The 26,247-nt window shown below is 53.9% G+C and carries 27 protein-coding genes, 1 other RNA gene and 1 pseudogene; 16 read left to right on the top strand and 13 right to left on the bottom strand.

The window, feature by feature from the left end:
* Positions 1-19 precede the first annotated feature (19 nt).
* Positions 20-394 (top strand): helix-hairpin-helix domain-containing protein, encoded by a 375-nt coding sequence (locus tag OGW17_RS15945; protein ID WP_049008409.1) that lies wholly within the window; start codon positions 20-22, stop codon positions 392-394.
* 92 nt (positions 395-486) lie between these two features.
* Positions 487-885: a long-chain acyl-CoA thioesterase FadM gene (fadM, locus tag OGW17_RS15940; protein ID WP_012133539.1), complete on the top strand. Its 399-nt coding sequence runs from the start codon at positions 487-489 to the stop codon at positions 883-885.
* A 108-nt stretch (positions 886-993) separates the two neighbouring features.
* Here fadM and queC read toward each other — a convergent pair whose 3' ends face one another.
* Together queC and OGW17_RS15930 are read right to left on the bottom strand one after the other, a co-directional pair.
* Positions 994-1,689: a 7-cyano-7-deazaguanine synthase QueC gene (gene queC / locus OGW17_RS15935; RefSeq protein ID WP_049008410.1), complete on the bottom strand. Its 696-nt coding sequence runs from the start codon at positions 1,687-1,689 to the stop codon at positions 994-996.
* A 27-nt stretch (positions 1,690-1,716) separates the two neighbouring features.
* On the bottom strand, positions 1,717-3,453 hold the full coding sequence (locus OGW17_RS15930) for an SgrR family transcriptional regulator (RefSeq protein ID WP_071259896.1): 1,737 nt from the start codon (positions 3,451-3,453) through the stop codon (positions 1,717-1,719).
* A gap of 100 nt (positions 3,454-3,553) precedes the next feature.
* Between OGW17_RS15930 and cof the strand changes: the two genes are divergently transcribed.
* Positions 3,554-4,372, top strand: a complete 819-nt coding sequence (gene cof, locus OGW17_RS15925) for an HMP-PP phosphatase (RefSeq protein WP_024130593.1) — start codon at positions 3,554-3,556, stop codon at positions 4,370-4,372.
* Between the two features lie 52 nt (positions 4,373-4,424).
* Here cof and OGW17_RS15920 read toward each other — a convergent pair whose 3' ends face one another.
* Entirely contained in the window at positions 4,425-5,480 is a 1,056-nt protein-coding gene (locus OGW17_RS15920) for a PLP-dependent cysteine synthase family protein (protein ID WP_012133535.1), read from the bottom strand.
* Positions 5,481-5,592: 112 nt separating this feature from the next.
* On the opposite strand from OGW17_RS15920, the gene decR reads away from it, so the two are divergent.
* The 5 genes from decR (at position 5,593) to amtB (ending at position 11,552) form a co-directional block, all read left to right on the top strand.
* Positions 5,593-6,051, top strand: a complete 459-nt coding sequence (gene decR, locus OGW17_RS15915) for a DNA-binding transcriptional regulator DecR (protein WP_012133534.1) — start codon at positions 5,593-5,595, stop codon at positions 6,049-6,051.
* A 44-nt stretch (positions 6,052-6,095) separates the two neighbouring features.
* Positions 6,096-7,868, top strand: coding sequence for a SmdA family multidrug ABC transporter permease/ATP-binding protein (locus OGW17_RS15910; RefSeq protein ID WP_071259893.1), 1,773 nt, complete (start codon positions 6,096-6,098; stop codon positions 7,866-7,868).
* Entirely contained in the window at positions 7,861-9,639 is a 1,779-nt protein-coding gene (locus tag OGW17_RS15905) for a SmdB family multidrug efflux ABC transporter permease/ATP-binding protein (RefSeq protein ID WP_071259890.1), read from the top strand. The genes OGW17_RS15910 and OGW17_RS15905 overlap by 8 nt, the downstream gene beginning before the upstream one ends.
* Before the next feature lie 256 nt (positions 9,640-9,895).
* Positions 9,896-10,234, top strand: a complete 339-nt coding sequence (gene glnK / locus OGW17_RS15900; protein WP_012133530.1) for a P-II family nitrogen regulator — start codon at positions 9,896-9,898, stop codon at positions 10,232-10,234.
* Between the two features lie 31 nt (positions 10,235-10,265).
* Complete coding sequence (gene amtB / locus OGW17_RS15895) at positions 10,266-11,552, top strand: ammonium transporter AmtB (protein ID WP_024130590.1); 1,287 nt, start codon at positions 10,266-10,268, stop codon at positions 11,550-11,552.
* Positions 11,553-11,600: 48 nt separating this feature from the next.
* On the opposite strand, the gene tesB is transcribed toward amtB, so the two are convergent.
* On the bottom strand, positions 11,601-12,461 hold the full coding sequence (tesB, locus tag OGW17_RS15890; protein ID WP_012133528.1) for an acyl-CoA thioesterase II: 861 nt from the start codon (positions 12,459-12,461) through the stop codon (positions 11,601-11,603).
* 215 nt (positions 12,462-12,676) lie between these two features.
* Here tesB and OGW17_RS15885 point away from each other — a divergent pair, with 215 nt between their 5' ends.
* Positions 12,677-13,246 (top strand): YbaY family lipoprotein, encoded by a 570-nt coding sequence (locus OGW17_RS15885; RefSeq protein ID WP_012133527.1) that lies wholly within the window; start codon positions 12,677-12,679, stop codon positions 13,244-13,246.
* 35 nt (positions 13,247-13,281) lie between these two features.
* Here OGW17_RS15885 and OGW17_RS15880 read toward each other — a convergent pair.
* Positions 13,282-13,671, bottom strand: a pseudogene (locus OGW17_RS15880) (MGMT family protein).
* An 84-nt stretch (positions 13,672-13,755) separates the two neighbouring features.
* Here OGW17_RS15880 and ffs point away from each other — a divergent pair.
* From ffs to OGW17_RS15865, 3 genes are all read left to right on the top strand, one after another.
* Positions 13,756-13,852, top strand: an RNA gene (gene ffs / locus OGW17_RS15875) — signal recognition particle sRNA small type.
* A 193-nt stretch (positions 13,853-14,045) separates the two neighbouring features.
* Positions 14,046-14,297, top strand: a complete 252-nt coding sequence (locus OGW17_RS15870; protein ID WP_012133525.1) for a hypothetical protein — start codon at positions 14,046-14,048, stop codon at positions 14,295-14,297.
* Positions 14,294-14,509, top strand: coding sequence for a hypothetical protein (locus tag OGW17_RS15865; protein WP_012133524.1), 216 nt, complete (start codon positions 14,294-14,296; stop codon positions 14,507-14,509). Before OGW17_RS15870 ends, OGW17_RS15865 begins: the two co-directional genes overlap by 4 nt.
* A 20-nt stretch (positions 14,510-14,529) precedes the next feature.
* On the opposite strand, the gene yczR is transcribed toward OGW17_RS15865, so the two are convergent.
* Positions 14,530-15,957 carry a MocR-like transcription factor YczR gene (gene yczR / locus OGW17_RS15860; protein WP_071259887.1) on the bottom strand — a complete coding sequence of 476 codons (1,428 nt, stop codon included), beginning with the start codon at positions 15,955-15,957 and terminating at the stop codon, positions 14,530-14,532.
* 86 nt (positions 15,958-16,043) lie between these two features.
* On the opposite strand from yczR, the gene yczE reads away from it, so the two are divergent.
* A complete protein-coding gene (gene yczE / locus OGW17_RS15855) occupies positions 16,044-16,658 on the top strand; it encodes a membrane protein YczE (protein ID WP_012133522.1) in 615 nt (204 codons plus the stop codon).
* A 79-nt stretch (positions 16,659-16,737) separates the two neighbouring features.
* On the top strand, positions 16,738-17,091 hold the full coding sequence (locus tag OGW17_RS15850) for a DUF1428 domain-containing protein (protein ID WP_012133521.1): 354 nt from the start codon (positions 16,738-16,740) through the stop codon (positions 17,089-17,091).
* Positions 17,092-17,130: 39 nt separating this feature from the next.
* Here the strand turns inward: OGW17_RS15850 and pdeB are convergent, their stop codons facing one another.
* Positions 17,131-18,681, bottom strand: coding sequence for a cyclic di-3',5'-guanosine monophosphate phosphodiesterase PdeB (gene pdeB, locus OGW17_RS15845; protein WP_071259885.1), 1,551 nt, complete (start codon positions 18,679-18,681; stop codon positions 17,131-17,133).
* A gap of 225 nt (positions 18,682-18,906) precedes the next feature.
* Between pdeB and OGW17_RS15840 the strand changes: the two genes are divergently transcribed.
* Both OGW17_RS15840 and ykgO read left to right on the top strand, forming a co-directional pair.
* Positions 18,907-19,167: a type B 50S ribosomal protein L31 gene (locus OGW17_RS15840; RefSeq protein ID WP_012133519.1), complete on the top strand. Its 261-nt coding sequence runs from the start codon at positions 18,907-18,909 to the stop codon at positions 19,165-19,167.
* Between the two features lies 1 nt (position 19,168).
* Positions 19,169-19,309, top strand: coding sequence for a type B 50S ribosomal protein L36 (gene ykgO / locus OGW17_RS15835; RefSeq protein ID WP_003859006.1), 141 nt, complete (start codon positions 19,169-19,171; stop codon positions 19,307-19,309).
* A 77-nt stretch (positions 19,310-19,386) separates the two neighbouring features.
* On the opposite strand, the gene OGW17_RS15830 is transcribed toward ykgO, so the two are convergent.
* The 6 genes from OGW17_RS15830 to acrA all read right to left on the bottom strand — a co-directional run bounded on the left by OGW17_RS15830 (position 19,387) and on the right by acrA (position 26,190).
* Positions 19,387-19,857, bottom strand: a complete 471-nt coding sequence (locus tag OGW17_RS15830) for a YlaC family protein (RefSeq protein WP_060815856.1) — start codon at positions 19,855-19,857, stop codon at positions 19,387-19,389.
* Positions 19,858-19,970: 113 nt separating this feature from the next.
* Positions 19,971-20,522 carry a maltose O-acetyltransferase gene (maa, locus tag OGW17_RS15825; RefSeq protein ID WP_049009805.1) on the bottom strand — a complete coding sequence of 184 codons (552 nt, stop codon included), beginning with the start codon at positions 20,520-20,522 and terminating at the stop codon, positions 19,971-19,973.
* A 183-nt stretch (positions 20,523-20,705) separates the two neighbouring features.
* Positions 20,706-20,924, bottom strand: a complete 219-nt coding sequence (hha, locus tag OGW17_RS15820; RefSeq protein WP_002892050.1) for a hemolysin expression-modulating protein Hha — start codon at positions 20,922-20,924, stop codon at positions 20,706-20,708.
* A 27-nt stretch (positions 20,925-20,951) separates the two neighbouring features.
* Positions 20,952-21,326 (bottom strand): Hha toxicity modulator TomB, encoded by a 375-nt coding sequence (gene tomB, locus OGW17_RS15815; RefSeq protein ID WP_012133514.1) that lies wholly within the window; start codon positions 21,324-21,326, stop codon positions 20,952-20,954.
* A 501-nt stretch (positions 21,327-21,827) separates the two neighbouring features.
* Entirely contained in the window at positions 21,828-24,974 is a 3,147-nt protein-coding gene (acrB, locus tag OGW17_RS15810) for an efflux RND transporter permease AcrB (RefSeq protein WP_012133513.1), read from the bottom strand.
* A gap of 22 nt (positions 24,975-24,996) precedes the next feature.
* Positions 24,997-26,190 (bottom strand): multidrug efflux RND transporter periplasmic adaptor subunit AcrA, encoded by a 1,194-nt coding sequence (gene acrA / locus OGW17_RS15805; protein WP_047458420.1) that lies wholly within the window; start codon positions 26,188-26,190, stop codon positions 24,997-24,999.
* Between the last annotated feature and the right edge of the window lie 57 nt (positions 26,191-26,247).

Genomic DNA, 26,247 nt, shown 5'->3' with positions numbered 1-26,247 from the left:
CACACAAGGAGAAAACAGTATGAAACATGGAATCAACGCACTGCTGGTCACGATGACTCTGGCCTGCGCAGGCATGACGCACAACGCGCTGGCTGCCGGAACGGTAGAGAAAAATCAGGCGGTACAAACAAAGGCGGATTCGTCTGCGTCCGCGCAGACTAAAGCCTCCGTGCCTGCAAAGGCCAGCGATGATGAAGGCGCGAGGGTCAGTATCAACACGGCTTCAGCGGAAGATCTGGCGCGGGTGATGAATGGCGTCGGGCTGAAAAAAGCGCAGGCGATAGTCAACTATCGGGAAGAGTATGGGCCGTTTAAAACGGTGGATGATTTAAAGCAGGTTCCGGGGATGGGGAGTTCGCTGGTGGAACGCAATCTGGCGGTGCTGACGCTGTAATAACTTGCACTGTGGCAAAAGTTTGCCAGGATAATGAGGTCATACCAGTTATGGCCTCTGTTCCTATAACAACAACGTAAGGTTATTGCGCTATGCAAACACAAATCAAAGTCCGTGGTTATCACCTTGATGTTTATCAGCACGTTAATAATGCCCGCTATCTTGAGTTTCTTGAAGAAGCACGCTGGGATGGGCTGGAAAACAGTGACAGCTTTCAATGGATGACGGCCCGCAACATCGCTTTTGTGGTGGTGAATATTAATATTAACTACCGTCGCCCTGCCGTGCTGAGCGATCTGCTGACCGTCACCAGTCAGGTGCAGCAGTTAAACGGGAAGAGCGGCATTTTAAGCCAGGTCATTACGCTTGAGCCGGAAGGGCAGGTTGTGGTGGACGCGCAGATTACTTTTGTCTGTATTGATTTGAAAACGCAAAAAGCATTGCCGCTGGAAGGTGAGTTACGCGAGAAACTGGAGCAGATGGTGAAGTAACGGAAAGTTGCCTGATGGCGCTTCGCTTATCAGGCCTGCGGGCGACATTGACCACGGTGAATGTCGCCAGGCCGGATAAGGTGCGTGCACCGCCATCCGGCAAAACGATCACTTTAACCCTGTTTTCTGCTTCATTGCCGCCATCACTGCCGGTTTATCCGCCAGATAATGGTTCAGACCGTTGGCGCGCAGATTACAGGCGGCGCACTGCCCGCAACCGTCACCTTTGATGCCGTTATAACAGGTCAGCGTCTCTTCGCGCACCAGATCCAGCTTGCCCCAGTAATCGGCGAGTGCCCAGGTTTCGGCTTTATCAATCCACATCAGCGGGGTTTCAAAGCGAATATCCTTCGCCATACCCAGGGTGACGGCATGATTCAGCGCTTTGACAAACTCATCGCGGCAGTCCGGGTAGCCGGAGAAATCCGTCTCGCAAACGCCGGTGATCACCGCTTCGGCTTTCACCTGATAAGCGTAAATCGCCGCCAGAGTCAGAAACAGAATATTACGCCCAGGGACAAACGTATTCGGAATACCGTCGGCATCCGGTTCATAGTCCGGTACGGGAATGTTATCGCGCGTCAGGCTACTGACCGCCAGTTCGCTCAGTAGCGTTACGTCCAGCACCTTATGCGCACGCGCGCCGAGTTTTAAGGCCAGATTACGTGCAACATCAATCTCAGCGCGATGGCGCTGACCATAATCAAAGGTGACGCAGTGCACTTCATCATACTGATGCAGCGCTTGCGCCAGACAGGTTGTGGAGTCCTGGCCTCCACTGAATACAACGACGGCACGTTTCATAACTTATCCTGACAAAAACGAAAAACGCTATGGTAGCGCCTGTGGATGGCCGCGACCAGCTTCTTCACCGCGCGGCGGCGGAAGCCATGCTTTCTCAAACTCAAACCAGCCGCGTGGATTGAGTTGAACGCCATTGACGCCCGGCGGCGCGCTAATACGGTAGTGATAGTTAAAAAGCGGCGTAAGCGTGGCGTCATTCATCAGACTCGTGAATACCTGTTGTAACGCAGTATAGCGGTCGTCTTCACCGGGCTGAGTTTGTAAGGCATCCAGCGTGGCCTGAAGATGGGCGAAAGCAGGGGCATCCAGCACATGCGGCCAGAGTTGATCGCAGCGTAGCCACTGCTCAAGCGTATATTCCGGCGCTTCGCCAATCAACCTGTCGCCCATCATGAGATCCGCTTTTGCCAGCGAAGGGCAGTTATCCCAGTTTTTCGCATTGTGGAAAATCAACGTTAATTCACAGCCGAGCGTTGCCAGATATTGCTGGAGTTGCTCCGCCATGGTGTGCAACTCAACGGGAAGGTGGTAGACCAGCGTCAGTTTTTTCGGTAATTCAACGGATTCCAGCCCCTTCCATTGCGGCATTACCCAGCCTGGCAGCAGCGCGTTGCTGGGCGTGATCAGATTTTCATCTACCGGCAGCGTCTGTAATAACGACGTATGATGAATGATGTCTACCAGGCGACGCGCCTGTTGCAGGCTGAGTTTCGAGCCTTTTTTAAGCGTCAGGTAGCAAAATCCCAGGCTAATACCGCTGCTTACCTGGCTAAGTGAGGCCAGCTCCTCTGGGTTGCCGATGGCAATCTGTACCGGATGACGGCAGCTGGTGCCTAAATCCTGGTCAAAAAGCTGAGGCGTGATCCAGTATTCAATCGCCTTTAGCAGCGGATGGCAAAGGTGGTAATTGTCGTGGCTTTCCAGGCGTACCAGCTCCGGCGTAAATAACGTCAGCCGAAAAGGTCCGGTGCCTGACAGCGGCTGATGCGGGTGCGCCAGGTGGCTACAGTAGCTTGCCAGACGGTGCGCCAGCCAGTAATCAGGGCGATGGAGAATGAACGTCAGGCATTGCGGATGGGTGACTTCAATACGCTTGACGCTGATAAACAATTTATTGAGGGCTGGCAGGTCAAGCAGCATCAGCAGGCGCGCGTGCAGCTGCGCAGTTTCTACCGTATCGCCATTATGCCAGTGCAGGGTAGAGCGAATATAAAAATCCCAGCGCATACCGTCGGCGGAGATATCCCAGTGATGTGCTAAATCCCCGCAGGGGCGCTGGCTGGCGTTGTCAAAGCGGGTGAGGCCGGAGAAAATTTGTCCCGCAAGATGCTGTTCTGCGCGACCGGGCAGAAATCCCGGATGCAACGGGTCCAGCGGACGATAGTAGGGAATACGCAGGGTCGGCGTGTCGTTTTGCCACTGCCCGCCCATAAACGGTTGCAGCATGGTACGCAGTTCGCCTGGCGCCAGCTGTGCCAGCTCCAGCACATTAAGCTGCTGACCTTTTTCCAGCGCTTGCTCCATCATGGTATTGCGCAGTGACTCCGGCGTGACCAGAAATTGCAGTTTACCGCGCTTACCCCGCCCGGATTGCGCCTCCCATGTTAACCAACCGGTTTCCTGCGCCTGGCGTAGTAGCGTACGGATGTGGCGTTCGCTACAAAAACAGCGCTCCGCCAGTTCCCCAACGGTGACCGACTGAGGTTCTCCGGCCGAGGGCTGCCAGAGACGTTGATATTGTTTTAAACGGTTGAGAAGTCTCATTGAAACCCGGAACAATTCATTTTATCTATTCACTATTACTTCCGTATATCTCAGGTGATACTCAATCACAAGTTAATTGCGTCACAGTGTGGAGAAAGAGATGGCTCGTCTGGCTGCATTTGATATGGATGGCACGCTTTTGATGCCAAACCACCATCTGGGTCATGAGACCCTTGCAACGCTGGCGCGCCTGCGTGAACGCGATATCACTTTGACGTTTGCGACCGGTCGGCATGTGCTGGAAATGCGGCATATTCTGGGGGCCATCTCAATGGATGCGTTTTTGATAACCGGCAACGGGACGCGCATTCATTCGCAGGAAGGCGATATGCTGCATCGCCAGGATCTGGACCCCGCCATTGCGGATCGCGTATTGCACCAGGCGTGGGATACCCGGGCCAGTATGCACGTATTCAACGATAACGGCTGGTTTACGGGGAGCGCGATCCCCGCGCTATTACAGGCGCATGTCTACAGCGGGTTCCACTATCAGATCGTGGATGTCAAACGTATCCCGGCCCACCAGGTCACGAAGATCTGTTTCTGTGGCGATCACGACGATCTGATCCGGCTGCGTATTCAACTGAATGAGGCGCTGGGTGAGCGGGCGAATCTCTGCTTTTCCGCTGTGGATTGCCTGGAAGTGCTGCCGCTCGGCTGTAATAAAGGTTCCGCGCTGGCGGTATTAAGCGACCATTTGGGGCTGTCGCTGACGGAATGCATGGCGTTTGGCGATGCGATGAACGATCGCGAAATGCTGGAGAGCGTGGGACGTGGTTTGATTATGGGCAACGCGATGCCGCAACTGATCGCTGAACTGCCTCATCTTTCAGTGATTGGCCATTGTCGTAATCAGGCGGTCTCTCACTTTTTAACGCATTGGCTGGATAATCCGCATCTACCTTATTCCCCCGAATGAGCGATCCTTTCCAGCAAGCCAGGCCCGTAAAGCCTGGCTTTTTTTATGCCGCTTAACGGACGTTCAGCAGTTGGGCAATTTCCGCCTGCCACGGCGCTAAATCGCCAATGTGATCGTTAACCCACTGGGGATTGTAATAGGTGTCGAGATAGCGTTCGCCGCTGTCACACAGCAGCGTGACGAGAGAACCGGTCTCTCCGGCGTCGCGCATTCTGGCCGCAATCTGCAACGTTCCCCACATATTAGTGCCGGTGGAGGCACCCACTTTACGGCCCAGCTGTGTTTCCAGCCAGTGCGCGGTCGCGACGCTGGCGGCGTCGGGTACGCGCAGCATTTCGTCCACCACATCCGGGATGAAGGAGGGTTCCACGCGCGGGCGGCCAATCCCCTCAATTTTGCTGCCCACCGGGCTGCGCAATGTGGCGTCGCGATCCTGCCAGTAGGGCAGGAAGACCGAGTTTTCCGGGTCAACCACCATCAGGCGCGTGTCATACCCATGACAGCGAATATAGCGGCCAATTGTCGCTGACGTGCCGCCCGTCCCCGCGCTCATCACGATATGCTTCGGCACCGGATTCGGCTCACGCTGCATCTGATGGAAAATACTGTCGGCGATATTATTATTGCCGCGCCAGTCGGTGGCGCGTTCGGCATAGGTGAACTGATCCATATAGTGACCGTTCAGTTCGTGCGCCAGCTGCTCGGAGGCGGCGTAAATCTCGCAGGCGCTTTCGACAAAGTGGCAGCGACCGCCATAAAACGCAATTTGTTCGATTTTGCGTTTTGCCGTGCAGGAAGGCATTACCGCGATAAACGGCAGGCCGAGCAGTCGGGCGAACCAGGCTTCGGAAACCGCCGTTGAACCGGAGGAGGATTCAATAATGGTTGTGTTTTCTTTAATCCAGCCGTTACACAACCCATACAGGAACAATGAACGCGCCAGACGGTGCTTCAGGCTGCCGGTCGGATGGGTGCTTTCATCCTTCAGGTAGATCTGGATGCCCGGAAACGCCGGTAGCGACAACCGGATCAGATGCGTGTCGGCTGAACGCTGATAGTCAGCGTTAATTTCATTAATGGCGTTTTTAACCCAGGTGCTATTCATCATTAATTTCCATTTGTCATTTTGTGCCCAGATTAGCGAAAAGCACGGAAAAAATTGTTGCCATTTCACCTTTAAAATAGAATGTAAGGAGAAAAATCTTCTCTGTGGGGTGGGTATGTTAGATAAAATTGACCGTAAGCTGCTGCTTTTGTTGCAGCAGGACTGCACCCTCTCTTTGCAGGCGCTGGCCGATGCCGTTAATCTGACCACCACACCCTGCTGGAAACGGCTGAAACGTCTGGAAGACGACGGCATTCTCCTCGGTAAAGTCGCGCTGCTGGACCCAGAGAAATTGGGTCTGGGGTTAACGGCGTTCGTACTGATCAAAACCCAGCATCACAGCAGTGAATGGTACAGCCGCTTCGTGACGGTGGTCACCGAAATGCCGGAAGTGCTGGGGTTCTGGCGTATGGCCGGGGAATACGACTATCTGATGCGGGTTCAGGTAGCAGATATGAAGCGTTATGACGACTTCTACAAACGTCTGGTGAACAGTGTTCCGGGATTGTCAGACGTAACGTCGAGCTTTGCGATGGAACAGATTAAGTACACAACCGCTCTGCCTATTGAATAATTCTCCCGGAAAATATTGCCGGAAATCATGTCAGGATATAACGCGTGCGATTATTTGCTCAATTAAGCTGGTACTTCCGTCGGGAGTGGCGTCGCTATCTCGGCGCCGTGGCCTTGCTTATCATTATCGCTGTCCTTCAGCTGATCCCGCCCAAAGTGGTCGGGATCGTTGTGGATGGCGTCACTGCGCAACATTTCACTACCGGCCAGGTATTGATGTGGGTGGGCACGATGGCCATGGTTGCGGTAATCGTCTATTTGTTGCGCTATGTCTGGCGCGTGTTGCTGTTCGGCGCCTCTTATCAACTGGCGGTTGAACTGCGTGAAGATTACTACCGCCAGCTCAGTCGTCAGCATCCTGAATTTTATCTGCGACATCGCACCGGCGACTTAATGGCGCGCGCGACTAACGACGTCGATCGTGTCGTCTTTGCCGCCGGTGAAGGGGTGCTCACGCTGGTGGATTCGCTGGTGATGGGCTGCGCCGTGCTGATCGTGATGTCAACGCAGCTCAGTTGGCAACTGACGCTGTTCGCGCTGCTGCCTATGCCGATTATGGCGCTGATGATCAAGCGCTACGGCGACCGTCTGCATAACCGCTTCAAACTGGCGCAGGCGGCGTTTTCCAGTCTGAACGATCGTACCCAGGAGAGCCTGACTAGCATTCGCATGATCAAAGCCTTTGGCCTTGAAGATCGACAGTCGTCGCTGTTTGCGGCGGACGCGGAAGACACCGGGAAGAAAAATATGCGGGTAGCGCGTATCGACGCCCGTTTTGATCCCACGATTTATATTGCCATCGGCATGGCTAATCTGCTCGCCATCGGCGGCGGAAGCTGGATGGTAGTGCACGGTACGCTGACGCTTGGGGAATTGACCAGCTTTATGATGTACCTCGGGCTGATGATCTGGCCTATGTTAGCGCTGGCCTGGATGTTTAACATTGTGGAACGCGGTAGCGCAGCGTACAGCCGTATCCGCGCGATGCTGGCGGAAGCGCCGGTCGTCAACGACGGAACGGAGGCGGTGCCGGAAGGGCGGGGAGCGCTGACGGTCTCCATTCGTGAATTCAGCTACCCGCAAACCGCGCATCCGGCGCTGGAAAATGTGCAATTCCAGCTTGAGCCAGGGCAGATGCTGGGGATCTGCGGGCCGACGGGCGCGGGGAAAAGCACTCTTCTTTCGCTTATTCAGCGCCATTTCGATATTACGCAGGGGGATATCCGTTTTCATGATATTCCGCTGACGCGCTTGCAGCTTGATAGCTGGCGCAGTCGCCTGGCGGTCGTCAGCCAGACGCCGTTCCTGTTCTCCGACACGGTCGGCAATAACATCGCGCTGGGGCGCCCAAACGCGACGCAGGAAGAGATTGAACAGGTGGCGCGGCTGGCCAGCGTGCATGAGGATATTTTGCGTCTGCCTCAAGGATATGACACCGAAGTGGGCGAACGCGGCGTCATGCTGTCCGGCGGGCAAAAACAGCGCATTTCTATTGCGCGCGCGTTACTGCTCAATGCGGAAATCCTGATTCTGGATGATGCGCTGTCGGCGGTGGATGGCCGTACCGAACACCAGATTCTGCATAATTTACGCCAGTGGGGAGAGGGGCGCACCGTGATTATTAGCGCGCACCGCTTATCCGCTCTGACGGAAGCCAACGAGATTATCGTGATGCAGCATGGCCATATCGCCCAGCGTGGCGATCATGATGAATTAGTGCTGCAAACGGGCTGGTATCGCGATATGTATCGCTATCAGCAACTGGAGGCGACGCTGACTGACGCTCCTGAAATCAACGAGGAGACGGCAGATGCGTAGTTTTGGACAGTTATGGCCGACCCTGAAAAGGCTGCTGGCGTATGGTTCGCCGTGGCGTAAACCGCTTGCCATCGCCGTGGTGATGCTGTGGATCGCGGCGGCGGCGGAAGTCAGCGGCCCGTTACTTATCAGCTACTTTATCGACAATATGGTCGCGAAGAGCCACCTGCCGCTGGGCACGGTCGCGGGGCTGGTGGCGGCGTACATTGGCTTACAGTTTCTGGCGGCGGGGCTGCATTATGCGCAGTCGCTGTTGTTTAATCAGGCGGCCGTCGGCGTAGTGCAACAACTGCGTACCGATGTGATGGATGCCGCTTTGCGCCAGCCACTGAGCGCCTTTGACACGCAGCCGGTGGGGCAACTGATCTCTCGCGTGACCAATGATACGGAAGTCATCCGCGACCTTTACGTCACGGTCGTGGCGACGGTGCTGCGTAGCGCGGCGTTAATTGGCGCGATGCTGGTCGCCATGTTCAGCCTCGACTGGCGGATGGCGCTGGTCGCGATGGCGATTTTCCCGGCGGTGCTGGTGGTGATGGTGATTTACCAGCGCTATAGCACGCCGATTGTGCGCCGCGTGCGGACATATCTGGCGGACATCAATGATGGCTTCAATGAGGTCATTAACGGCATGAGCGTTATTCAGCAGTTCCGCCAGCAGGCGCGGTTCGGCGAGAGAATGGGGGAGGCCAGCCGCTCGCACTATATGGCGCGGATGCAGACCCTGCGACTGGACGGCTTTTTATTGCGCCCGCTGCTCAGCCTTTTCTCCGCGCTGATCCTCTGCGGATTACTGATGCTGTTTAGCTTTACCTCGCGCGGCACCATTGAAGTCGGGGTGTTGTACGCCTTTATCAGCTATCTGGGGCGTCTGAACGAGCCATTGATTGAACTGACGACCCAACAGTCGATGTTGCAACAGGCTGCGGTGGCGGGGGAGCGCGTATTCGAACTGATGGACGGCCCACGCCAGGATTATGGTCGGGATGAGCGCCCGTTGCAGTCGGGCAGGATTGACGTTGATGATGTCTCCTTCGCCTACCGTGACGACAATCTGGTGCTGCAAAACATTACGCTCTCCGTTCCGTCGCGCAGCTTTGTGGCGCTGGTCGGGCATACCGGCAGCGGCAAGAGTACCCTCGCCAGCCTGCTGATGGGGTATTACCCGCTTACACAGGGAGACATTCGCCTTGACGACCGTTCGCTGTCAACGTTGAGCCACGGGGTTTTACGTCAGGGAGTCGCGATGGTGCAGCAGGACCCGGTGGTGATGGCGGATACGTTCCTGGCAAACGTCACGCTGGGGCGCGATATTTCTGAGGAACAGGTCTGGCAGGCGCTGGAAACCGTGCAACTGGCGGAGCTGGCGCGTAGTCTGAGCGAGGGTATCCACACCCGGCTGGGCGAGCAGGGCAATAATCTGTCCGTCGGGCAGAAACAGCTGCTGGCGCTGGCGCGGGTGCTGGTTGATACGCCGCAGGTTCTGATTCTGGATGAAGCCACCGCCAGCATTGACTCCGGTACTGAGCAGGCGATTCAGCAAGCGCTGGCGGCAGTGCGTGAACACACCACGCTGGTGGTGATTGCACATCGCCTGTCAACCATTGTTGATGCGGACACCATTCTGGTGCTGCATCGCGGGCAGGCGGTCGAGCGCGGTACGCATCAACAACTGCTTGAAGCGCAAGGGCGTTACTGGCAGATGTACCAACTACAGCTTGCCGGTGAAGAGCTGGCGGCCAGCGCGCGTGAGGAATCGCTCAGCGCCTGATGGCGCTGCGCTTATCAGGCCTACGGACAATGCGCTCTTGTAGGCCGGATAAGGTGCTTACGCCGCCAACCGGCAATCAACAATCTGGTGCAAAAATGTAACGTACCATGCACCGTTATAGTGCGTTTTTTCTTCTCCTTCCTCTGCCGCACCCTACAAGCCTGAATTATCCCGCGTTTTTCATTTCTGGCACACCCCTTGCAATATCCCTGTCGTGAAGCGGCAGACATTATCGAATTCTGACAGGAGGGGATCTATGAAGCTGGTTACCGTGGTAATCAAACCGTTCAAACTGGAAGACGTCCGTGAAGCACTGTCTTCGATTGGTATTCAAGGGCTGACAGTCACCGAAGTGAAAGGCTTCGGGCGTCAGAAAGGCCATGCCGAGCTGTACCGCGGTGCGGAATACAGCGTCAACTTCTTGCCCAAAGTGAAGATTGATGTGGCGATTGCCGACGACCAGCTTGATGAAGTCATTGAGGTCATCAGCAAGGCGGCCTACACCGGAAAAATTGGCGACGGCAAAATTTTTGTCGCTGAGCTGCAACGTGTCATTCGTATTCGTACCGGCGAAGCCGACGAAGCGGCACTGTAACTCCTGGCACACAGTGATAGGGAACGAAAAGATGAAGATAGCAACGATGAAAACTGGCCTTGCTTCACTGGCTTTGCTTCCAGGTCTGGCAATGGCGGCTCCGGCGGTTGTGGATAAAGCCGACAATGCCTTTATGATGATTTGCACCGCGCTGGTGCTGTTCATGACCATTCCGGGCATTGCTCTGTTCTATGGCGGATTGATCCGTGGAAAGAACGTGCTGTCGATGTTGACGCAGGTTGCCGTCACCTTCGCGCTGGTCTGTATTTTGTGGGTTGTTTACGGCTATTCGCTGGCCTTTGGCGAGGGGAACAACTTCTTTGGCGACTTCAACTGGGTGATGCTGAAAAATATTGAACTTACGGCAGTGATGGGCAGTTTCTACCAGTATATTCACGTTGCTTTCCAGGGCTCTTTCGCCTGCATTACCGTCGGGCTGATCGTAGGGGCGCTGGCTGAACGTATCCGCTTCTCTGCGGTACTGATTTTCGTGGTGGTGTGGCTGACGCTCTCCTATATCCCGATTGCGCATATGGTCTGGGGCGGCGGTTTGCTGGCTTCTCACGGCGCGCTGGATTTTGCGGGCGGTACGGTCGTGCATATCAATGCGGCGATTGCTGGTCTTGTGGGCGCTTATCTGATTGGCAAGCGTGTCGGCTTTGGTAAAGAGGCGTTCAAACCCCATAACCTGCCGATGGTTTTCACCGGCACCGCGATCCTCTATATCGGCTGGTTTGGCTTTAACGCCGGGTCGGCGGGCATGGCGAACGAGATTGCTGCACTGGCCTTTGTTAACACCGTGGTGGCAACGGCTGCCGCTATTCTGGGGTGGATTTTCGGCGAGTGGGCGCTGCGCGGTAAACCGTCTCTGCTGGGCGCCTGCTCCGGCGCTATCGCGGGACTGGTCGGCATAACGCCAGCCTGTGGTTACATTGGCGTCGGCGGCGCGTTGATTCTCGGTGTCGTTGCGGGGCTGGCGGGTCTGTGGGGCGTGACGATGCTTAAACGTCTGCTGCGTGTGGACGATCCTTGCGATGTGTTTGGCATCCACGGCGTTTGCGGCATCGTTGGGTGTATCCTGACCGGGATCTTTGCGTCCACCACCCTCGGCGGTGTAGGGTTTGCCGAAGGCGTGACGATGGGGCATCAGCTGCTGGTGCAGCTGGAGAGTATCGCTATCACCATCGTCTGGTCTGGCGTAGTGGCGTTTATCGGCTACAAACTGGCGGATATCACCGTTGGGCTGCGCGTACCGGAAGAGCAGGAGCGCGAAGGTCTGGACGTCAACAGCCACGGCGAGAATGCGTATAACGCCTGATCATCAACAGGCCGGAGGCGACGCTTGTGCGTCGCCATTCGGCCATTTTCAATTGCGATTGCGCATCACGCCTTCCTGAACGGTCGACGCGACCATCACGCCATCCCGCGTGTAAAACTCCCCACGAACAAAACCACGGGCGCTGGAAGCCGAGGTGCTCTCTACGCTGTACAGCAACCATTCGTTCATGTTGAAAGGGCGATGGAACCACATTGAATGGTCGATCGTGGCAATTTGCAGACCTTTCTCCAGGAAGCCGATGCCGTAGGGTTGCAGCGCGACGGGCAGGAAATTCAGATCGGAAGCATAACCCAGCAGATACTGATGAATGCGGATATCATCCGGTATCGTACCGTTGGCGCGGATCCAGACCTGACGCGTCGGGTTCGCAACGTGGCCTTTTAACGGGTTGTGGAACTCCACCGGGCGGATCTCCAGCGGGCGGTCGCTGATAAATTTCTCTTTCAGCACGGGCGGCAGCAGATGCGCCAATGAGCGGGCGATCTCCGTCTCCGATTGCAGCGTTTCCGGCGCAGGGGCGTCCGGCATGGTTTTCTGATGCTCAAATCCCTCTTCCGGCGCCTGGAAGGAGGCTGTCATATAGAAAATAGGCTTCCCGTTCTGGATGGCGGCGACGCGACGCGCGCTGAAACTGTTGCCGTCGCGCAGAACTTCCACATCGTAAATAATGGGCTTCAGGCTGTCGCCGGGGCGCAGAAAGTAGCTGTGAAAAGAGTGAACCAGACGTTGTTCAGGTACGGTCTCTTTGGCGGCATACAGCGCCTGACCGACCACCTGACCACCAAAAACCTGACGTAATCCTAAGTCTTCACTTTGGCCCCGAAAGAGTCCTTCTTCAATTTTTTCCAGATCTAACAATGACAGCAAATTATTCAGTGCCTGACTCATACGTGCTCTCCAGGTAACAACGGCGCCGAAGCGAGGTAGGCAGAGTATAACGCAATTTTGAAAGTGGTCCGATGGGTGCAATAGTCTGAATTACGGACTAATTCCAGGCAAAAATAAGTGAGATATGCCACACTTAGTCACGTTATGTCTTTGTTAACCACTCTTCCGGCGGGTAAAGCACCTCCCGCTGATGCATTGATGATAAGGAGAATTTAATGAAACTCGTGCACATGGTAAGTGGTTTAGCGGTTGCGGTTGCTCTGGCAGCCTGCGCAGACAGAAGCGCAGATATCCAGACGCCTGCGCCTGACCCAAATACTTCTGGCGTGGCTACACAGTCAACTATTCAGCAACCTAATGTCTCCGGTACTGTCTGGATCCGTCAGAAAGTGGCCCTGCCACCGGATGCCGTACTGACCGTGACGCTGTCTGATGCCTCACTGGCGGATGCGCCGTCGAAAGTGCTGTCGCAGAAAGCGGTGCGCACCGAGGGGAAACAGTCGCCATTTAGCTTTGTACTGCCGTTTAACCCGGCTGACATCCAGCCAAATGCGCGGATTCTGTTGAGCGCCGCCGTGACGATTAATGACAAACTGGTCTTTATCACCGATACCGTACAGCCAGTCATTAATCAGGGCGGCACGAAAGCGGATCTGACGCTGGTGCCGGTTCAGCAAACGGCAGTGCCTGTTCAGGCCAGCGGCGGCGCAGCGACAACCGTACCGTCAACGTCACCGACGCAGGTGAACCCGTCTTCCGCCGTACCGGCGCCGACACAGTACTAAGCTCTCACAGGACAACCCTCTCCGGCCGGAGAGGGTTAATAAATCCAGCGATATCGTTGCATATCGATTTGCCCACTCCCCGAGACCACCACGCCTTCTGACAGTAACGCCTGACGTTGGCGTTGCAGGTCTGGCCCGGTCAGGGAGATGGCGCCATGACGATTCACGACCCGATGCCAGGGGAGGGTGCTGCCTTCCGGCAATCGTTTTAATACGCCGCCGACCTGACGCGCGGCACGAGGTGAACCGGCGAGGCGGGCGACGTCGCCATAAGTCGTGACAAACCCTTCGGGGATTGAGGCCACGATTTGCCAGACGCGTTGGGGGAAAGTGTCTTGTCTGTCCATCATTCATTCCTGCGATAATCTTCCAGCATAATCGTGAATCGCCGGGGAGTGAAGCCTCATTGCGCAAGAAAACAGCATCCGATATTGGATGGGTTGCATTTACAGGGGCCAGCAGTGATAATGCGCCTGCGCGTTGGTTAACAACGCTCTCAATGGGGGCTCTGTTGGTTCTCCCGCAACGCTACTCTGTTTACCAGGTCAGGTCCGGAAGGAAGCAGCCAGAGCAGATGACGTGTGTGCCGGGATGTAGCTGGCAGGGCCCCCACCCAATTCTGCCGTCCGGCAACCTCTTCATTTTCCTCCTCTTGTCATATTAACGTCATTATTTTGTCATCAAATGCTGGCAGAGTGTTATCGGGACGTTATTAATCAGTTTGTGCCCTGATATTCACGCGGTGACGATAGCTGTGTCGCACACGACGTGTTTTGCCTGTTTACAAGGACTCTTTACGATGGCTACTGCTGTACTAAATGTCAAAATCGATGAGACGTTAAAAGAGAAGCTTCGCCATTATGCCGAAGCAAATAATGAGAACTTAAGTATCACCACAGAAAAACTGCTGCTGATTGCATTTGAGGCCGCAGAAGAGGCGGGAGTCTCGGCGAGTGATATCGACAGTCAGCATACGGAAGAATCCGTGGATGAGCCGCTTACTCCTAAAGAAATCAAAGCATTACGCAGATTACTCAAGAAGAAAAAATGAAACAACAACTCTCAATCGCCAGTAATTATGGCGAAGCCTGCGAATTACTGCGTTCCGGCTATGTGAAGCATGTTCGTCTTAACTGGAATGTTGGTAGTGATGAATTCTTTCGTATTGCCTCCGACTGGTGCGATGCCGGGGCAAAAATAAAGAAAGACGGCGAGAACTTCATTATTTCCCTGAAAGGTTTCCCCGTCCCACGCCAGCAATAAAACGACGATGACAGGCCATATTAGATAATTTTGCGTATTTTCCCTGCGCTGTTTTGTGAGCGCAGGTTGTCCCATATCGGCTGTAATGTCTGAAAAGCCGATCGCAGTGTTTCATCCGGCAGGGTGAACGGCATACGTAAGAAACGATCAAACGCACCCGCGAGACCAAAACGCGTACCGGTGCCCAGTTGAATCCCTTCGCTTTCAGCGCGCGTTGCAAAGAGCGTGGCCAGCGTGTCGGGTAACTCCACCCAAAAAGAGAGTCCGCCCTGCGGCTGCCTGAAGCGCCATTCAGGAAAATGCGCGTGCATCAGTTCACAACACAGGTCGCGTCGTTGGGACAGCAACTGCCGTCTGTCAGGAAGAAAGCTGGCGGCATTATCAAGCAGCCAGCCGGTCGCTAACTGCTCCAGTACCGGCGATCCTAAATCAAACGTATCCCGGGTTTGTACCAGCGCGGCGATTGTCCGTGATGAGGCGCGAACCCACCCCAGACGTAACCCGCCCCAGAAACTTTTTCCTGCCGATCCCAGCATAATAATCGGCGCGTCGGCATTGTAATGCGCGAGTGGGGGCGGCGGCGGGGCGTCGTACCACAAATTAACCATCGTCTCGTCCACAACCAGCGTGGTATGCGTTCTGGCGGCAATATCCGCGACCGCTTGCCGCGTGGCGGCATCCATACAGCGCCCGGTGGGATTATGGAAATCCGGCATCAGATAAACCATTCTCGGCGCGGTCTGCGCAATGGTCGCCATCAGACCGGCGGTGTCCCAGCCCTGTTCGGGCAATGAGACGCCAACGGGGCGACAGGAGGCTCCCTGAATCGCGGCGATCGCGAGCGGGTAGGTCGGGTGATCCACCACCACGCGATCGCCCGGGCCCGTCAGGAGTCGCAGGAGCAGCGCCAGCCCGCTCACGGCGCCATTGACCACCATGATTTCATCAGGGCGGGTTGGCAAGCCGCGCTCGCAATAGTGCCGGGCGATAGATTCACGTAAAGAGAGCAGGCCTTGCGGCAGATACCCGGAACTCAGCAGATGCTGCGGCATTGCGCAAAGCGCCTGCTGGTAAGCCTGGTGAATTTCAGGGCCTGCGCTGAGCGCGGCGGTAGAGAGATCCAATGCCATATTGGCTCCGCCGCGCGTGGGCACAGGGTGGATGGCATCCGGTAAGATCACCCGCGAACCGCTACCCTGACGGCTTTCCAGATAGCCTTCTTCCCGAAGTTGCGCCATTGCGCTGGCGACGGTTGTTCGGCTGATCTTCAATACGGCGGCCAGTTCGCGTTCGCCGGGCAGTCGGCTATCGAGCGCCAGTCGGCCATCAAGAATCAGCAGACGCAGGGCCTCCGCCAGCTGACGCCAGACAGGAGTACGTGAGGGAGTCTCCTGCCAGTGCCCAAGCAGGCGCTGAAGAGACTGGCTTCCATAGCGGCGTGATGACATAGCAGTCCACTTTTTTAAAACTGGACATTAATCATAGTGCCAATTGCGGTGAAGATGAAAGGTATCTGAACGGGGAGAATGGAAGAATGCTGCGTCGTCTGATTCAACTGTATACCGGTCTGGCTCTTTATGGCGTATCGACAGCAATGTTTGTGCGTGCGGACTTAGGGGCCGATCCGTGGAACGTTTTCCACCTTGGCGTGGCGAATTTGCTGTCAATGAACATTGGCATGGTGATTATCGCCGTTGGCGTGCTGGTGTTATTACTGTGGATTCCGCTGCGTCAACGCCCGGGTCTTGGCACCATCAGCAACGTGATCGTTATTGGACTGGCGGCGGATGTTGCGCTGGCCGTATTGCCCGCTTTTGAGTCGTTGCTTGTCCGCAGTGTTCTGTTGATCTCCGCTGTAGTGGTCAACGCGCTGGCGACCAGCATGTATATTGGGGCCGGTTTCGGCGCAGGCCCGCGAGATGGCCTGATGACCGGGATTCACGCGCGCACCGGTTGGTCGATACGCGCCATCCGTACGGCGATTGAAGTTTCGGTATTACTGAGCGGCTGGTTGCTGGGGGGGACGCTGGGCGTCGGTACGGTATTGTATGCGCTGGCTATCGGGCCGCTGATTCAGATCTGCTTGCCGTGGTTTCGCTATCAACCCCGGGCACGCATTCGGGTTCGTCATTCGCCCACAGCAGAGTAACGCGATGGCGACTAGACTTAACAACGACTGACGCGGCCAGAATTGGCTTGCCGCGCAGTACGCTTCGGAGGTTTTTCTCATGAAGTATGTTGATGGTTTTGTGGTTGCCGTACCTGCTGAAAACAAGGAGGCGTATCGGGAAATGGCGGCAAAAGCGGCTCCTCTCTTTAAAGAGTTTGGGGCGTTACGCGTCGTTGAGTGTTGGGCTGATGATGTGCCGGACGGCAAATTGACTGACTTTCGCATGGCGGTGAAAGCGGAAGATCACGAAGAGGTGGTGTTTAGCTGGATTGAATACCCTTCGAAAGAGGTTCGCGACGCGGCGAATCAGAAAATGATGTCAGACCCACGAATGAAGGAGTTTGGCGATGCCATGCCTTTTGATGGCAAGCGCATGATTTACGGCGGATTCTCTCCCATTCTGGATGACTGAAGCGGCAGGCTGTGCGGCGTGCCGCCAGCCGTCCCCATTCTAAATCCGTTTTTCCGCCCACAAAATAAATTCTGCGGCGGGCAGCGCTTTGCTGTAAAGCCATCCCTGACCATACTGCACGCCGTGCTGGCGTAACCAGTCCTCCTGATGCGTCGTTTCAATACCTTCCGCCACCATTTTCAGCTTCAGCGTTTTCGCCATTTCAATAATATGCGGCGTCACATTTTTGTAGGCCAGCGCATCAACAAAGGACTTGTCGATCTTCAGAATATCCACGTCCAGATTCTGTAAGTAGCAAAGACTGGAATAGCCAGTGCCAAAGTCATCAAGATAAATCGCGTGACCGGCTTTGCGGTATCTGGCAATGACTGGCGCGCTGGTTTTGGGATCGGCAAACTCACGCTCGGTCAGCTCCAGGGCGATTTGCGACGGTGAAATCTGACTCCGGTTAAGCAACTGGCTGAGATGTACCGGAAGTTTCTCTGACGCAAGGGTCGTTGCCTCAATATTGATAGAAATGTGCTGCTCAGGGTGTTGTCGCAGCCATGTTCCCATCTCCTCAAAAACGGTCTCTAAAATCAGGTGGGTGAGCGGTTCGGAAAGCCCCGTTTGTTCTGCGAGGGGAATAAATATTTCTGGCGAAAGGTAGCTGCCGTCGGTTTGCGGCCAGCGAGCCAGTGCTTCCGCGCCTGCTATCTTCCCGCTACTCAGCGAAATAATCGGCTGATAATGCACCTTAATATCACGGTTATGGATGGCGTCCAGTAAACGGTGGTGCGGTGATTGTAAGCGGCGAAGAATGCGCAGAATAAACGCCGCCGCCAGCAGGCTCGCCATCATCCCCAGCGGCAGCCAGATAAAAGCCTGGCGATACCAGTTCTTTTGTAGTGGCAGCGTGGAGGCCCAGGTCACGATGGCGATGTTCATTTCAGGAGAGCGCTGAATTGTGTAGACACTGTTGCGATCTTCCCGGTATTGACCGGGCGACTGCTGCAATTGTCGAATAATGTCGGGATCGAGCCGATTGCTACTGGCGGCCACGATGTTATTTGCTTCGCCAATAATAGCGGCATCAATATGCCATGAACTAAATGGGATCACATCAATGAAGGAGGCGGGGTCCATCATGACCACATAGTGTCCTTTACCCACAGCGACCATAAAGCGCTTGAGCCCTAAATCATTTTGCGAGGTAAGCCATATGCGGTAGCCGTCCTGGGTGATCTTTTCCGGTTTGGGGAAAACGAAGGGGGCGCTTTTTTGCTCCAGCGATGAGCAAACAGGCATATTTTGGTCGAGATATAGCACTTCCTGAATGTAGCGCAGACTGTAAGATATTCGGCGCATTGTCAGTAAATGCGCATTACTACAAGGCGTACCGCGAAAGGCGTTTAGCTGGCCTAACGCCAGTTTGCTCTGGGAGGCAACTTTGTCAGCGCGTAAGGCTACGCGTGATGAATAGACGTTAAGTTCCTCAATAAATTTCTTTTCAACCTGGCGATGAGCGAGCCAGAGGCTTAATCCCACAGGGGCAAGGACAGACAGAATGAGCACCCCTGTGACCAGGCTGACCAAATGTCGTGTTGTCACGGTGATATCCTTATTGATGCAGCATATGGCGAGTATATCTGAACGTAAAAAAGCCCTTCGTTTAATCACGTTATTCTAACTGCTTTTGCTCTTTCTGGCTCAATAAGGGCTTGTTTCGACTTAAAACGTACAATGTTGAAGGATAACCACATCATTATGAGGGTTGAAAAGCGGCAATTTGCGGCGTATTTTATTGTTACGTTATAACATAATATTGAGGCTGTCATGAAACCGAATATCCATCCTGCCTATCGCACCGTGGTGTTCCACGATACCAGTGCGAATGAATACTTTAAGGTGGGGTCAACGATCAAAACCGAGCGTGAGATTGAGCTTGAGGGCGTGACTTATCCGTATGTCACCATTGAGGTGTCTTCTAAATCACACCCTTATTACACCGGAAAACAAAAAACCTTTGATAACGAAGGCAGCGCAGCACGTTTCCAGAAACGTTTCGGAAATTTTATTGGCGCTAAGCGAGGATAAGATGCAGGTACTGAATTCATTGCGTAGCGCAAAGCAGCGGCACCCGGACTGCCAGATAGTTAAACGCAAAGGGCGTTTATATGTGATCTGCAAATCCAATCCACGTTTTAAAGCGGTGCAGGGTCGTAAAAAAAGACGTTAATGATTTGCCAACATTGCAGGGACTACAGTGCGTGCCAGGGACGGTACGCACTTTTTACATCTGCAACAGTGAGAAAACTAGCGGCTTGTTTCTGTGCGAGTGAGCGTGAAAACATCGTAGAAAGAGAGTTCGCCTTTACGCGTTATCATCTTCTGTAATTGTGCTTTCTGGTCGCTGCCAACATGCGGTGACTGAAGAATAGCGTGGATCAGCGCAGGAGGAACGAAGCGCGTGTTATACCATTCTCCGTTATAGCAAACCCTGAAATCCAGCACGTCGATATCCTCGTAGCGATAACGCGGGGCGACATCAAAAAAGAAAAAACCATTCAACAGGACGAATAATACGACCAGCAGCCACACTGAATCCACCAGCGTGTCTGATTGCAGCATGACGGCCAGCGTGGCAAACCAGGCGATATACATGCCAATAAACAGCCCCGGATGTTTGCGAATAAAACTAATACTGAAACGCGGTCTGTTGTCGCGTTTCTCGCGAGCATTGAGATCGTCAATCGTTTCCGTCAGCAGGCGCTGTATTTCTGTCATCATTTGCCTTTGTGATTTCTGTAACATTCAGGGAACAGCCCATTTTAGAAGGGCGAACTTCATGAAAAAAGTAACAGATTAACCACAATTTATCATAACAGTTACAATTCGCTTTACAGCGTTTTAATGATTCGCGCGGGATTTCCACCGACCACAACGTTGGCCGGAACGCTTTTGGTCACGACGGCGCCTGATGCGATAACGGCGTTATCGCCAATGGTGACGCCAGGGTTAATCACGGCGCGACCGCCGATCCAGACATTATTCCCGATGGTTACAGGTTTACCCAGTTCCCTACCGCTGTTGCGTTCTGTGGCATCCAGCGGGTGCGTCGCCGTATAGATATGCACGCCAGGCGCGAGCATACAATTGTCGCCGATATGAATCGGGCAGACATCCAGCATCACACAGTCGAAGTTAGCGTAAAATGCTTTGCCGAGGTAAATATTGTAACCGTAATCACAGCGGAAGGAGGGCTCAATATACGCACCGTCGCTCTGGCCTAGCAGGTCGCTCAGAATAGCCTGTCGCGCATTCTTCTCGTCCGGTGCGGAGTGGTTGTATCGATGAAGCAACTGGCGCGCCCGCAGGCGGTCGTTGCGCAATGTCTCATCGGCCGGGCAATATAACTCACCGGCAATCATCTTCTGCTTTTCTTCGCTCATTATGCACTCTTCTGTTTGTGGATTAACTGCCGCAGTACAGTAAAGCGCAACGCCTTTTAAGGGAACGTTCCCGTTACCTTGATGTGATCTAAATCACGAGACGTAAAATAGGAATTAACGGTAAATACAGGGAAGCCCTCGGTCAGGCAGAACGAACGTATTCTCCATAGCGTTATGCAAAAATTAGCGAATGAATTTCCACACGGAGGTGGGAATCTTGTCGTAGAGCTTATTCATCGTCAATTCTGCAAGACGGTGATCTGCTGCTGAGTAAAATACAGCCAATTCATTGTCAGACAATTCATATTTATTTTTCTCTATTACACGTTCCAGCGTGTCTATTGTCTGGCAGCGTCGTAAACGCATCAAATAATCTGTTTTCGTTAATGGTTTATCGGACATAAATCTTACCTATGATTGTAATAATTTTTAACATGACAAGCTAACAGGATTCGCCCTGGTGGCATTGACGAAGCAGCGAAACAGGCGGTTTCCTGATTTTCGCCATTTTTGCAGATCCTGCGCATTAATGCCGTAACTGCTGAACAACATAAAGGTGTCATCCAGATATTCATCTATCTGTGCAATCAGCTTATTGTCCTCATTATACTTAATTTTATAATTAAGTGCGAAGGTTGCAATATGCTCTATCAGTTCATTGAGCTGAAGATTGATTGCCGAAGTAGGGTCATTAACCCAACCGTGGTTGCTTTCTTCAAGGTTTGCAAGACAGTCATGATACAGGGTTTCACAGAGAAATTTAAGCTGTGCGATATCATGTCTTTTGGGTGAGTACTCATCCATAACGCATCCCCTTCTTAGTGGCTTGAACTAACCGAACACCTTTCGGGATGGATACAACTAACTGACCTGGAACTTGCGCTCTTCTCCTGATGTTTTAACTATAATCCACTCTAAAAAAGATTTCATCGTCCTATTACGAAAAATTACAATTAGGTAAAAGTATGTTGCCCCAACGCAATTTTACATTTTAGCCGTAAAAGACGATGCCTGAAATGAGGCGATCTTTTTATTGTTTTTGCAATCATTGAGTTATCGTCATTTGTGCTAACGACGATTGTTAAGAAGGCTGTTACACTCACGATATACCAGGAATAATCTTAATGATTTCTTAATTAACGGAAAAAATAAGAAATGACCAGACTCTCTAAGAATAGCCTTTAGCACGCTGGGGATTATATGTCTTATTTATTCTACGGTGAATAAACAAACTAACAATAAGCGCTTTTTATGATTTTTATCCAGAAAAAAGGCCGCTTGCGCGGCCTTTTCACAGGAGATGAATCAATGATGCTCTACCGAATGGCTGTGCTCAATGTCTTCGCTCTTGCGGCTAAAGCGGCGGCGTACCACCACAAAGAAGACCGGAACGAAGAAGATAGCCAGAACCGTTGCGGTGACCATCCCGCCCATTACGCCGGTGCCCACAGCGTTCTGCGCGCCGGAACCTGCGCCAGAGCTGATAACCAGCGGCATAACACCGAGGATAAACGCCAGAGACGTCATCAGGATCGGGCGTAAACGCATACGTACCGCTTCCAGCGTTGCTTCTATCAGACCTTTGCCTTCTTTATCCATCAAGTCTTTGGCGAATTCGACGATAAGTATCGCGTTCTTCGCCGACAACCCAATGGTTGTGAGCAGGCCCACCTGGAAGTAAACGTCGTTGGTCAGGCCACGGAAGGTTGCCGCCAGCAGCGCGCCGATAACCCCGAGCGGCACCACCAGCATAACGGAGAACGGAATAGACCAGCTCTCATACAGCGCCGCCAGACACAGGAAGACCACGATCAGTGAAATGGCGTACAGGGCAGGCGCCTGGTTGCCGGACAGTCGTTCCTGATAAGACATCCCGGTCCAGTCGTAGCCGATGCCGGATGGCAGTTTGCTTGCCAGCTCTTCCATCATCGCCATTGCTTCACCGGTACTCTTACCTGGTGCCGCCTGGCCGAGGATTTCCATTGAAGGCAGACCGTTATAGCGTTCCAGACGCGGTGAACCGTATTCCCAGCGCGAGGAGGAGAAGGCCGAGAACGGCACCATCTGACCATCGCTACCGCGCACATACCAGTTTCCGATATCTTCCGGCAACATACGGTATTTCGCTTCAGACATGACGTAAACTTTCTTCACACGACCACGGTCGATGAAGTCGTTCACATAGCTGCCGCCCCATGCTGCGCCCAGCGTCGTGTTAATATCGCTAATGGAAACACCCAGCGCCTGCGCTTTTTCCTGATCGATATCGACCTTGAACTGCGGCGTATCTTCCAGACCGTTCGGACGAACGCCGACCAGCAGATCCGGGTGTTTTGCAACTTCGCCAAACAGCTGGTTACGTGCCTGCGTCAGTTTTTCATGACCGAGGCCGCCCTGGTCAATCAACTGGAAGTCGAAGCCCGTTGCCGTACCCAGTTCGACAATCGCTGGCAGGTTAAAGGCGAACACCATCGCATCTTTAATCTGGGAGAATGCGCCCATCGCGCGACCGGTGATCGCATCGACTTTATTCTCATCCCCCGGACGGTCGGCCCAGTCTTTCAACGAGACGAACGCGATACCGGTGTTCTGACCACGACCAGCAAAACCAAAGCCGTTAACCGCAAAGACGGATTCAACGTTATCTTTCTCTTTGGTGAGATAATAGTCGGTCATCTCATCGAGAACTTTCTGCGTACGCTCCTGGGTTGCGCCCGCTGGCAGTTGCGCCATGCTCAGGAAGACCCCCTGGTCCTCGTCCGGCAAGAAGGAGCTTGGCAGACGAACGAACAGGTAAGCCATGCCGACAACGATGATCAGATAGAGCAGCAGATAACGACCGGTGCTGCGCAGGATGTTGCCTACGCTGTCGGTGTAGTGGTGCGTGCTCTTCTCGAACATGTTATTGAACCAGCCAAAGAAACCTTTGGTTGACCCGTGGCTGCCTTTGGCAACCGGCTTAAGCATGGTGGCGCACAGGGCTGGCGTCAGGATCAGTGCCACCAGCACTGACAGCGCCATTGCGGACACAATGGTGATGGAGAACTGACGATAAATAGCCCCTGTAGACCCGCCGAAGAAGGCCATCGGGATAAATACCGCTGACAGCACCATCGCGATCCCCACCAGCGCGCCCTGAATCTGGCCCATTGATTTTCGCGTGGCTTCTTTCGGCGGCAATCCTTCTTCAGACATTACACGCTCGACGTTCTCTACCACCACGATGGCGTCATCCACCAACAGGCCGATGGCGAGCACCATCCCGAACATTGTTAGCGTGTTTATCGAGAAACCGAACGCCGAAAGCACGGCGAATGTCCCCAACAGCACCACCGGCACCGCGATTGTCGGAATCAATGTCGCGCGGAAGTTTTGCAGGAACAGGTACATGACCAGGAACACGAGGATGATGGCTTCTACCAGCGTTTTCACCACTTCGTGAATGGAGATCGTCACGAACGGGGTGGTGTCATACGGGTAAACGATCTTCATCCCTGACGGGAAGAACGGTTCCATCTTCTTCAGTTCTGCACGGATGGCGTTTGCGGTATCCAGCGCGTTCGCACCGGTCGCCAGCTTGATCCCCAGACCAGACGCAGGCTGTCCGTTGAACTTCGCAATGATGTCGTAGTTCTCACCGCCCAGTTCAATTCTTGCTACATCGCGCAGGCGAACCTGGGAGCCGTCCTGGTTCACTTTCAGCAGAATTTTACCGAACTCTTCCGTAGAGGTCAGACGCGTTTGCGCGATGATGGAGGCGTTCAGTTGCTGGCCTTTCACCGGCGGCGTACCGCCAAGCTGACCGGCCGCAACCTGGGCGTTCTGCGCTTTGATCGCGTTAATCACATCCACTGGCGTGAGCTGGAAGTTGTTCAGCTTCGTTGGGTCCATCCAGATACGCATCGCGTACTGCGAACCAAACAGCTGCACGTCACCCACACCTGACGTACGGCTGATGGCGTCTTTCATGTTCGCCGCAACGTAGTCAGAAATATCCTCCTGGGTCATGGTGCCGTCGGTGTTAATGACGCCCACAACCATCAGGAAGCTGCTGGATGATTTCTCAACGCTCACACCCTGCTGTTGAACCTCCTGAGGAAGCAGCGGCATGGCCAGTTGCAGTTTGTTCTGCACCTGAACCTGCGCGATATCTGCATCCGTACCGGATTCGAAGGTCAGGGTGATCTGCACGGTACCCGTGGAGTCACTGTTTGAGGACATGTACATCAGGTTATCGATACCGTTCATGTTCTGTTCGATAACCTGCGTCACCGTGTCCTGCACGGTTTTCGCATCAGCGCCAGGGTAAGTCGCGGAGATCGTCACTGCGGGCGGCGCAATCGTTGGATATTGCGCTACCGGCAGTTTGAGGATCGCGAGGCCCCCTGCCAACATGATGATAATGGCGATCACCCACGCAAATATAGGGCGATCGATAAAGAAATTAGGCATGTCTTAACGGCTCCTGTTTAAGTTAAGACTTAGACTGTTCAGACGGGTTAGCGCTTGCGGCTTGCTGTTCATTATCCGCGGTGACTTCCTGCGCTTTAACCTGCGCGCCAGGACGCACTTTTTGCAGCCCGGTAACAATCACGCGATCGCCCGATTTGAGTCCATCAGTGACTAACCACTTATCGCCAATCGCCTGGTTTGCGACGATCTGACGGGTTTCCACTTTGTCATCGGCGCCGACAACCAACGCACTGGCATCACCGCGTGGCGTACGGGTAACGCCCTGCTGGGGAACCAGCAATGCATCAGGATTGGTGCCTTCTTCCAGACGTGCGCGAACAAACATACCAGGCAGTAAGGTATGGTCCGGGTTAGGGAAGATTGCGCGTAACGTAATAGAACCGGTGGTTTGGTCGACGGTGACGTCAGAAAACTCAAGCGTACCGGATTGCGGATAGGTAATGCCGTCGCTGGTGACCAGCTCGACTTTCGCTTTGCCGTTCTCTTGCTTCAGTTTGCCGCTCGCCAGCTCCTGTTTCAGGCGCAGGAAGTCGTTGCTTGACTGCGTTACATCCACATAGATCGGGTCGAGTTGCTGTACTGTCGCGAGGGCGGTAGCCTGGCCGTTTTGTACCAGCGCGCCTTCCGTTACGGATGATTTACCGATACGGCCGTTAATCGGGGAGGTCACTTTGGTATACGCCAGATTAATGCGTGCGGTTTCAACGGCCGCTTTTGCCGCCACAACAGACGCATTCGCCTGTTGCGCATCTGCCAGCGCGCTATCGTAGTCTTGTTGGCTGATGTATTTCGTACCCAACAGTTTCTGATAACGTTTAACCGTTAACTGAGCGATATTTGCAGCCGCCTGCGCTTTAGCGAGATCGCCTTTGGCGCTTTCGTAAGCCGCCTGGTAAGTCGCAGGATCAATCTGATAGAGAGACACACCCGCTTCAATGTCGCCGCCTTCCGTAAAGTTACGTTTCAGGATAATTCCGCTTACCTGAGGACGAACTTCCGCAATACGGTATGCATTGGTGCGACCCGGGAGTTCAGTAGTGATCTGTAGAGGTTCAGTTTTGAGCGTCACAACCCCAACTTCTGGCATCTGCTGACCACCTTGTTGGGCCTGTTTGTCGTCACATCCTGTTAGCGCTAAGCTGCCTGAGAGCATCAGAACGACCGCCAGAGGCGTAAACCCTCTGTTTTTGTTCATATGTAAACCTCGAGTGTCCGATTTCAAATTGATCAATGGTCAAAAGTCCACAAACCC

Origin of the sequence: Citrobacter sp. CK181 (assembly GCF_030333595.1) — a bacterium.
Classification (GTDB): domain Bacteria; phylum Pseudomonadota; class Gammaproteobacteria; order Enterobacterales; family Enterobacteriaceae; genus Citrobacter_B; species Citrobacter_B koseri.
This window is presented reverse-complemented; position numbering and strand designations above follow the sequence as displayed.

Bases quoted from the DNA above. Each gene is read 5' to 3' on its own strand.
- OGW17_RS15905 (WP_071259890.1), top strand. From the start codon at position 7,861: ATGCGTAGTTTTGGACAGTTATGGCCGACCCTGAAAAGGCTGCTGGCG.
- glnK (WP_012133530.1), top strand. From the start codon at position 9,896: ATGAAGCTGGTTACCGTGGTAATCAAACCGTTCAAACTGGAAGACGTC.
- acrA (WP_047458420.1), bottom strand. From the start codon at position 26,190: ATGAACAAAAACAGAGGGTTTACGCCTCTGGCGGTCGTTCTGATGCTC.
- amtB (WP_024130590.1), top strand. From the start codon at position 10,266: ATGAAGATAGCAACGATGAAAACTGGCCTTGCTTCACTGGCTTTGCTT.
- cof (WP_024130593.1), top strand. From the start codon at position 3,554: ATGGCTCGTCTGGCTGCATTTGATATGGATGGCACGCTTTTGATGCCA.
- yczE (WP_012133522.1), top strand. From the start codon at position 16,044: ATGCTGCGTCGTCTGATTCAACTGTATACCGGTCTGGCTCTTTATGGC.
- OGW17_RS15870 (WP_012133525.1), top strand. From the start codon at position 14,046: ATGGCTACTGCTGTACTAAATGTCAAAATCGATGAGACGTTAAAAGAG.
- OGW17_RS15945 (WP_049008409.1), top strand. From the start codon at position 20: ATGAAACATGGAATCAACGCACTGCTGGTCACGATGACTCTGGCCTGC.
- OGW17_RS15840 (WP_012133519.1), top strand. From the start codon at position 18,907: ATGAAACCGAATATCCATCCTGCCTATCGCACCGTGGTGTTCCACGAT.
- ykgO (WP_003859006.1), top strand. From the start codon at position 19,169: ATGCAGGTACTGAATTCATTGCGTAGCGCAAAGCAGCGGCACCCGGAC.
- hha (WP_002892050.1), bottom strand. From the start codon at position 20,924: ATGTCCGATAAACCATTAACGAAAACAGATTATTTGATGCGTTTACGA.
- OGW17_RS15830 (WP_060815856.1), bottom strand. From the start codon at position 19,857: ATGACAGAAATACAGCGCCTGCTGACGGAAACGATTGACGATCTCAAT.
- maa (WP_049009805.1), bottom strand. From the start codon at position 20,522: ATGAGCGAAGAAAAGCAGAAGATGATTGCCGGTGAGTTATATTGCCCG.
- queC (WP_049008410.1), bottom strand. From the start codon at position 1,689: ATGAAACGTGCCGTCGTTGTATTCAGTGGAGGCCAGGACTCCACAACC.
- acrB (WP_012133513.1), bottom strand. From the start codon at position 24,974: ATGCCTAATTTCTTTATCGATCGCCCTATATTTGCGTGGGTGATCGCC.
- OGW17_RS15865 (WP_012133524.1), top strand. From the start codon at position 14,294: ATGAAACAACAACTCTCAATCGCCAGTAATTATGGCGAAGCCTGCGAA.
- fadM (WP_012133539.1), top strand. From the start codon at position 487: ATGCAAACACAAATCAAAGTCCGTGGTTATCACCTTGATGTTTATCAG.
- OGW17_RS15930 (WP_071259896.1), bottom strand. From the start codon at position 3,453: ATGAGACTTCTCAACCGTTTAAAACAATATCAACGTCTCTGGCAGCCC.
- OGW17_RS15885 (WP_012133527.1), top strand. From the start codon at position 12,677: ATGAAACTCGTGCACATGGTAAGTGGTTTAGCGGTTGCGGTTGCTCTG.
- OGW17_RS15850 (WP_012133521.1), top strand. From the start codon at position 16,738: ATGAAGTATGTTGATGGTTTTGTGGTTGCCGTACCTGCTGAAAACAAG.
- OGW17_RS15920 (WP_012133535.1), bottom strand. From the start codon at position 5,480: ATGATGAATAGCACCTGGGTTAAAAACGCCATTAATGAAATTAACGCT.
- decR (WP_012133534.1), top strand. From the start codon at position 5,593: ATGTTAGATAAAATTGACCGTAAGCTGCTGCTTTTGTTGCAGCAGGAC.
- yczR (WP_071259887.1), bottom strand. From the start codon at position 15,957: ATGTCATCACGCCGCTATGGAAGCCAGTCTCTTCAGCGCCTGCTTGGG.
- tomB (WP_012133514.1), bottom strand. From the start codon at position 21,326: ATGGATGAGTACTCACCCAAAAGACATGATATCGCACAGCTTAAATTT.
- tesB (WP_012133528.1), bottom strand. From the start codon at position 12,461: ATGAGTCAGGCACTGAATAATTTGCTGTCATTGTTAGATCTGGAAAAA.